Below are 5,447 nucleotides of genomic sequence, written 5' to 3'. Positions count from 1 at the left end.
CGTGGTCGATGCGCGGCCGGCCGCCGTGCCGCCCGCGCTGGATGCGGCCGGACTGCCCGCGTCGGTGGTGATCGTCGGCGGCGGCGCCGCGGCAATTGCGGCCGCGGTGACGCTGCGGCAGGAAGGCTATCCGCATCCCGTCACGCTGCTCAGTGCCGATGCCGATCCGCCGTACGACCGGCCGAACCTGTCGAAAGATTATCTCGCCGGCACGGCCGACGCCGACTGGCTGCCGCTGCGCGCGCCGTCGTTCTATGCGGACCATCGCATCGACGTACGGTGCGGCACGCGAGTCGCGCGGATCGATCCCGCCCGGCAGGCGGTCGAACTGGCCGACGGCAGCCGCGTCGGATACGGCGCGCTGCTGCTTGCAACGGGCGCCGAGCCGAACCGGCTGACCGTGCCCGGCGCGGATTTGCCGCACGTATGCGTGCTGCGCTCGCGCGCCGATTGCGACGCGCTGATCGACAAGCTGAAAACGGCGCGTCGCTGCGTCGTGGTCGGCGCGAGCTTCATCGGCCTCGAAGCGGCCGCCGCGTTGCGCACGCGCGGGCTCGACGTGCAGGTCGTCGCGCCCGATGCGCATCCGATGGCGCGTGTGCTCGGCGACGCGCTCGGCAGCACGATCCAGGCACTGCACGAGTCGCACGGCGTCGTGTTCCATCTCGGTGCAACACCCGCGCAGATCACGCCGGACAGCGTGACGCTGTCGACCGGCGACGTGCTGCCGGCCGATCTCGTGGTGGTCGGCATCGGCGTGCATCCGAACGTGGCGCTCGCGCAGGACGCGGGGCTGGCCGTCGAGCGCGGCGTGACGGTCGACCGCTTCCTTCAGACGAGTGCGCCCGGCATCTACGCGGCCGGCGACATCGCGCGCTGGCCCGATCCGCTGACGGGCGAGCGGATTCGCGTCGAGCACTGGGTCGTTGCCGAGCGGCAAGGCATCGTCGCGGCGCGCAACATGCTTGGGCAGCAGCGGCCGTTCGACGCGGTGCCGTTCTTCTGGAGCCAGCATTACGACCTGACGGTCAACTATGTCGGGCATGCGGAGCAATTCGATCGTGTCGAGATCGACGGCGAACTCGGCGCACACGATTGCACGATCGCGTACTGGCGCGGCAACACGCGGCTCGCCGTCGCAACGATCGGCCGCGATCTCGACAGCCTGAAGGCGGAAGCGGCATTCGAGCAGCAGATTGCAGCCGCGTGACAGCGGCGTGACGACATGATTCGAACCTGGAGGCGAGATGAATCCCGATGTCCGTGCACGTTTCGAAACCGAGTTTGCGCCGCGCATTGCGGCGCGTGTGCTCGGCCTGTATCAGCCCGGCGAAGTGAGGGTGGACGTCGTGCCGCACGACGGGCAGGGCAGCCCGACCTGCGTCGACGTGATCGGCCTCACGTCGACGGTCGGATTGCCGAACCGGCTGAACGCGCGGCTCGCGTGGCGTGACGACGCGATCGACGGGCTGCTGGCCGAGCCCGACCACAGCCGCTTCGACCGCTATCTCGCGGCGCTGCCGGTCACGATCGAACGCTGGCAGATGGAATTGCCGGTCGATTTCAGCACGCGCACTCAGCGCGATCGCGAGATCCTGATCGGCGACCTGGATTTCGATGCGTGAAACGCGTCGTGCGATGCGCGCCGATGAACCGCGCGCCGTTAGCGGTCGCGTGTCTTGATGATCACGCGGCCCTGGTCGATGCCGCCGCGCAGTGCTTCGTCGCACGTGAGCCATTCGGGTGTGACGAGCTCGGGCGCCGGCAGGTCGACCGGCGCGCCGTCGCGGAAGATCCGCACCTGCGCGACCCATGCGCCGTTCGCGTTGCGCGTCGCATCGACGCGAATCTCGTGATCCATGAAAGTGTCGGTGGCTTGCATCGGTCGGGGCCCTCCGTCGTGCGTGAATGCGGTGCGTCGATCGTAGCAGCATGGCGCGCGCCGTGCATCGGAAACGAAGCGGAACCTGCGCATGATTCGAAGTGCGATGCAACGCACGATTCGGCGCGCGAGACGGGAGCGAACCTGTGGCCTTCGACCTGACCTTTTCCATCAAGGTGTTCGCGGCGCTGTTCGCGATCATGAACCCGATCGCGAACATTCCCGTGTTCCTGTCGCTGACGGAAGGCGCGGCGGACGGCGTGCGCCGCAAGGTCGCGCTGACGGCCGCGATCGGCGTGACGGTCGGCTGCATCGTGTCGGCCGTCGCGGGCGGCGCGATCCTGCATGTGTTCGGCCTGACGATCGACGATTTCCGCCTTGCGGGCGGGCTGCTGGTGCTGCTGATCGCGCTGTCGATGCTGCACGGCGCACCGAGCCGCCAGCATTCGCCGGGCGACGACGAAGGCGCCGATCCGGCCGCGGCCGAGAGCGTCGCGATCTATCCGCTGACGATCCCGCTGCTCGTCGGCCCCGGCACGATCGCGACGATGATCGTGCTCGGGCACAGCGCGCTGTCGACCGGGCAGGAATTCGCGTTCGCGCTCGGGCTTGCCGCGTTTCTCGTGCTGCTGGCCGTTTCGTTGTTGTCGGCGCCGCTGATCGGCCATTACCTGTCGCCGCGCGTGACGGCGGTGACGCAGCGCCTGATGGGGATGATTCTCGCGGCGATCGCGATGCAGATGATCGTCGCGAGCCTGAAGGCCGCGTTCGGGGTGCCGCATTGAGCGCGGCGCATCCGGACGCGGCCACCTGATTACACGGAGTGGCTGATGAATACGCTGATTGTGTTGTCCTATCCCGACCTCGCGGCCGCCCATCGCGCGCTCGCCGAACTCGATACGTTGCGCGACCGGCACGTCGTCGCGTTGTCGGGTGTGGCGATCGTCGAGTGCGCAACCGATGGACAGTTGCGCGCGCATGCGGTCGACCCCGGCCGCACGCCGCCTGGATCGCTGCTCGACAGCGTGGTCGAGCACATCGAATCGTCGCTCGATGCATGGCGCGAGAAGCCGGTGGACGACGCACTGATCGACCGCGTCGCGCGCAAGGCGCGCCCCGGCACCGTGTCGCTCGGGCTGGCCGCGACGCAACTCGACATCTATGCGCTGAGCACAGCGCTCGCACCGTTCGGCGGAGAAGTGATCGACACGACGCTGTCGATCGACGACGAACTGAAGCTCGTCGAAGCGATTTCCAAAGCGCGCGACGGTGGCAGTCAGGCAGTGTCCGACTGACTGACGAAGCGCGCAGGGCGTTCGACGCACGACACACGAATCGGCAGGGTCCGACTCGAATGCAAGCCGTCGAGCCACCGCGTATCGTCGTCAACGAATTTCGACATGCGAAAAATCAGAACGGAAAGTTTGACCGCATCCGTCTGAGAAGTGCGTAAAAAACGTGATCTGGACGACTTCGCGCCTCATGATCCGCTCGAAGCGGTGACGTTCTTACCGATCGCAACGCATTGAATCTGGCAATGCAGGTCACCTGCGCGGATAGATTTATTCGATGATCGGCGAATGCATGACATCGCTCTCCTATACTGACCGGGACTGCTTTTCACGGGAGGACAGCCAGTCCGCACGAACCCATCGATCGTGCCTTATCGTCGTGCGACCGACGGCCGGACCTCGCTGCAACCCGCCGCGGTCCCGGCAGGCAAGCGCGCCGGGCCGCCTCACAAGGAGCCACGATGCCCTACGTCCTGATCGTCGAAGACGACGCCGATACGCGGACAATGCTCGCGGCGCTCGCGCGCACGCAGCAGCTGTCATGCGATACGGCCGCGACGCTGGAAGAAGCGCGCACGCTCGTCACGACCCATACCCCCGATCTCGTACTGTGCGATCTCGTGCTGCCGGACGGCAACGGGATGGAGCTGTTCGACGTGTTGCCGAAGCGTTCGCACTGCGAAATGGTGCTGACCACCGGCCACGCGAGCCTCGAAACCGCGATCGACGCTTTGCGGCGTGGCGCGACCGACTACCTGGTGAAGCCGCTCAACATGCAGCGGCTGAACAGCATTTTCGCGCGCGTACCGCGCACCACGGCGCTGCATGAGGAAATCGCCGAGCTGCGCGGGGAATTGCAGCGCCTTGGCCGCTTCGGCCGCATGCTCGGCAGTTCGCCCGCGATGCAGGCCGTCTACGACGCGATCGGCCGGGTCGCGCGCACCGAGGCGTCGGTGCTGCTGACGGGCGAATCGGGCACCGGCAAGGAGCTGGCCGCGCAGACAGTGCACGACCTGAGCCTGCGCCGCCGAGGCCCGTTCCTCGCGGTGAACTGCGGCGCGATCGCCGCGAACCTGGTCGAGAGCGAGATGTTCGGCCACGACCGCGGCAGCTTCACGGGCGCGGAGCGCCAGCACAAGGGCTTCTTCGAACGCGCGGACGGCGGCACGCTATTGCTCGACGAGATCACCGAGATGCCGCTCGAGTCGCAGGTCAAGCTGCTGCGCGTGCTCGAGACGGGGCGCGTCACGCGGCTCGGCTCGACGCGCGAGATCGACGTCGACGTGCGCATCGTCGCGGCGACCAACCGCGATCCGGAAGCCGCGATGGCCGACGGCAAGCTGCGGCCCGACCTGTTCCACCGGATCAACGTGTTCCCGATCCCGCTGCCGCCGCTGCGCGAGCGCGGCGACGACATCCCGATGCTGGCCGATGCGTTCCTGCAGCAGTTCAACGCCGACAGCGGCCGGAACCTGCGCTTCGCGCCGGCTGCGAGAGAAGCGCTGAAGACTTACGCATGGCCGGGCAACGTGCGTGAGCTGCGCAACTTTGTGCAGCGCGCGAGCATCTTCAGCGACGAGGACGTGATCGATTCGCTGCCGCCGCCGATCATGGACGAACTGTCGAACCTCGCCGATTCGCACGAGGATCGTGTGACCGTGCCGTTCGGCACACCGCTCGACGAAGTCGACCGGCGGCTGATCCTCGGCACGATCGCGCAATGCGGCGGTGTGAAGGCGCAGGCGGCCGAGGTGCTCGACGTCAGCCTGAAGACGATCTACAACCGGCTCGCTCAGCTCGAAGACGAAGCGGACAAGCCGGAATCGTGATGCCGCATCGACCGGACCAGCCACGAGGCGCGCGACCGATGTTCGACACGTCGCGGATACGCGCCGGCAATGTCATCACGGCCGTGATGCTGGTCGCGATCGCGACCGTGCTGCAGGCGCTCGCGATCCGCTTCGGCGGCGTGAACCTGCCGCTCGTCCTGTACTACCCGCTGCTCGCGGGCGCCGCGTGGGCGACGTCGTTCCTGTTCGGGATCGTTTCGACGGTGATCAGCGGCATGCTCGTGTGGACGCTGTTCCTGTCCGATCCGGCGGCCTATTCGGAGCCGCTGCCCGAGCGGCTCGTGCGGCTCGGCACCTTCGTGCTGGTCGGCGCACTGGCGTGCGCGGTCGCGGCGATGCTGCGTCACGCGCGCCTCACGAACGACGCGGCGCTGCGCCGCGAAGCGGCCGCACGCCGGCGGCTCGAAGCGGTGCTGCAAGCGC

7 protein-coding genes are annotated in these 5,447 nt (G+C 67.6%); 6 read left to right on the top strand and 1 reads right to left on the bottom strand.

The genetic code is table 11. The annotated features are described in order from the left end of the window. Window positions 1-1,210, top strand: a 1,210-nt coding sequence (locus G3O00_RS39530; RefSeq protein WP_206146243.1) for an FAD-dependent oxidoreductase, incomplete at its 5' end; no start/stop codon positions are given. Window positions 1,211-1,247: 37 nt separating this feature from the next. Then, window positions 1,248-1,625: a DUF5594 family protein gene (locus tag G3O00_RS39525; protein ID WP_206146242.1), complete on the top strand. Its 378-nt coding sequence runs from the start codon at window positions 1,248-1,250 to the stop codon at window positions 1,623-1,625. Window positions 1,626-1,663: 38 nt separating this feature from the next. Here G3O00_RS39525 and G3O00_RS39520 read toward each other — a convergent pair whose 3' ends face one another. Next, entirely contained in the window at window positions 1,664-1,882 is a 219-nt protein-coding gene (locus tag G3O00_RS39520; RefSeq protein ID WP_011349700.1) for a DUF6566 family protein, read from the bottom strand. A 146-nt stretch (window positions 1,883-2,028) separates the two neighbouring features. Here G3O00_RS39520 and G3O00_RS39515 point away from each other — a divergent pair, with 146 nt between their 5' ends. The 4 genes from G3O00_RS39515 to G3O00_RS39500 all read left to right on the top strand — a co-directional run. Continuing rightward, entirely contained in the window at window positions 2,029-2,667 is a 639-nt protein-coding gene (locus G3O00_RS39515; protein ID WP_206146241.1) for an NAAT family transporter, read from the top strand. Window positions 2,668-2,712: 45 nt separating this feature from the next. Then, window positions 2,713-3,177 carry a DUF1269 domain-containing protein gene (locus G3O00_RS39510; RefSeq protein WP_206146240.1) on the top strand — a complete coding sequence of 155 codons (465 nt, stop codon included), beginning with the start codon at window positions 2,713-2,715 and terminating at the stop codon, window positions 3,175-3,177. A 458-nt stretch (window positions 3,178-3,635) separates the two neighbouring features. Then, entirely contained in the window at window positions 3,636-5,003 is a 1,368-nt protein-coding gene (locus G3O00_RS39505; protein WP_206146239.1) for a sigma-54 dependent transcriptional regulator, read from the top strand. A gap of 38 nt (window positions 5,004-5,041) precedes the next feature. Beyond that, window positions 5,042-5,447: DUF4118 domain-containing protein (locus tag G3O00_RS39500; protein ID WP_206146238.1), on the top strand; the 406-nt coding region annotated here is incomplete at its 3' end.

It is taken from the genome of Burkholderia sp. Ac-20384, assembly GCF_017104605.1.
Lineage (GTDB): Bacteria > Pseudomonadota > Gammaproteobacteria > Burkholderiales > Burkholderiaceae > Burkholderia > Burkholderia lata.
Note: the sequence above shows the minus strand (reverse complement) of the source record. Positions and strands in the feature narration are given on the sequence as shown.

Excerpts from the sequence above, each read along its gene's own strand:
- G3O00_RS39520 (WP_011349700.1), bottom strand. The coding sequence starts at position 1,882 with ATGCAAGCCACCGACACTTTCATGGATCACGAGATTCGCGTCGATGCG.
- G3O00_RS39505 (WP_206146239.1), top strand. The coding sequence starts at position 3,636 with ATGCCCTACGTCCTGATCGTCGAAGACGACGCCGATACGCGGACAATG.
- G3O00_RS39510 (WP_206146240.1), top strand. The coding sequence starts at position 2,713 with ATGAATACGCTGATTGTGTTGTCCTATCCCGACCTCGCGGCCGCCCAT.
- G3O00_RS39525 (WP_206146242.1), top strand. The coding sequence starts at position 1,248 with ATGAATCCCGATGTCCGTGCACGTTTCGAAACCGAGTTTGCGCCGCGC.